This is a genomic window from Pseudomonas onubensis (assembly GCF_965653655.1).
Classification (GTDB): Bacteria; Pseudomonadota; Gammaproteobacteria; order Pseudomonadales; family Pseudomonadaceae; genus Aquipseudomonas.
Map to the genome: position 1 here is coordinate 1 of NZ_CBFHAZ010000205.1, position 1,554 is coordinate 1,554.

The 1,554-nt window shown below is 55.3% G+C and carries 1 protein-coding gene; it reads right to left on the minus strand.

Going from position 1 to position 1,554, the window contains the following annotated elements; all coding sequences use genetic code 11:
• Positions 1 to 1,554: immunoglobulin-like domain-containing protein (locus tag ACTD9P_RS29565; RefSeq protein WP_438870412.1), on the minus strand; the 1,554-nt coding region annotated here is incomplete at both ends.

Here is a 1,554-nt window from a genome sequence, read left to right on the forward strand (position 1 = left end):
TAGTTGCACCATCACCAGCCACTTCCAGCTTCTCGAAGTTACCGCCAGTGGTGTCAGTGATCTTGACGGTCTGAGTGCTCTTGTCGATGAACACGTCATCGCTTGGCGCCGCAACAGTCACGGAGCCGACGGTATCGCCAGCTTTGATGGTGATGGAAGATCCGTTATCCAACTTCAGGGTTACGTCAGTACCGGCCTTGTTGCTCAAGGTGGCGGTATAGGTGATTTGACCACCCTCGTTCACTGCAGACGGAGCCGTCAGTGTCACAGTAGTGGTGTTATCGGTACCCGGAGTGTCGGTAACGGTAGTGCTGACAGGCGTTGTGCCTGGCACCAAGTTTTCGAAGTGCTCACCGCCAGTCACATTAGTGATAGCGGTAGTGACGGTCTGGTCGCCCTTGTACACGTCATCCGGAGCTACAACGGTCACGCTGCCGCTGGACTGATTAACGCCGATGGTGATGGTCTGGCCGTTATCCAAAGTCACGGTCAGCGGGTTGGTGATGTTGGTCACCGCATTGCCCGACTTGTCGACCAGCGACGCGGTGTAAACGATGCTGCCGCCTTCACCAACGGTGGTCGTTGCAGTCAGAACCACATCCACTTTGTCGATAGTGTCGTTGATAGTCGTAGTTGCACCATCACCAGCCACTTCCAGCTTCTCGAAGTTACCGCCAGTGGTGTCAGTGATCTTGACGGTCTGAGTGCTCTTGTCGATGAACACGTCATCGCTTGGTGCCGCAACAGTCACGGAGCCAACGGTGTCACCAGCTTTGATGGTGATAGATGAACCGTTATCCAACTTCAGCGTTACGTCAGTACCGGCCTTGTTGCTCAAGGTGGCGGTGTAGGTGATTTGACCACCTTCATTGACTGCGCTTGGCGCGGTCAGCGTGACAGTAGTTGTGTTGTCGGTACCCGGAGTATCCGTGACGGTAGTGCTAACCGGCGTAGTACCTGGCACCAGATTTTCGAAGTGCTCACCGCCAGTCACATTAGTGATAGCGGTAGTGACGGTCTGGTCGCCCTTGTACACGTCATCTGGAGCTACAACTGTGACGTTGCCGCTGGACTGGTTCACGCCGATGGTGATGGTCTGGCCGTTATCGAGAGTGACGGTCAACGGGTTGGTGATATTAGTCACCGCATTGCCCGACTTGTCGACCAGCGACGCGGTGTAAACGATATTGCCGCCTTCACCAACGGTGGTGGTGGCGGTCAGGACTACATCCACTTTGTCGATGGTGTCGTTGATCGTCGTGGTTGCGCCGTTGCCTGCAACTTCCAGCTTCTCGAAGTTGCCGCCAGTGGTGTCAGTGATCTTGACGGTCTGAGTGCTCTTGTCGATGAACACGTCATCGCTTGGCGCTGCAACAGTCACGGAGCCAACGGTGTCACCAGTTTTGATGGTGATGCTCGAACCGTTATCCAACTTCAGCGTTACGTCAGTGCCAGCTTTATTGGAAAGCGTAGCGGTGTACGTAATCTGACCACCCTCGTTCGCCTCGGACGGAGCCGTCAACGTGACGGTAGTGGTGTTATCAGTGCCCGGAG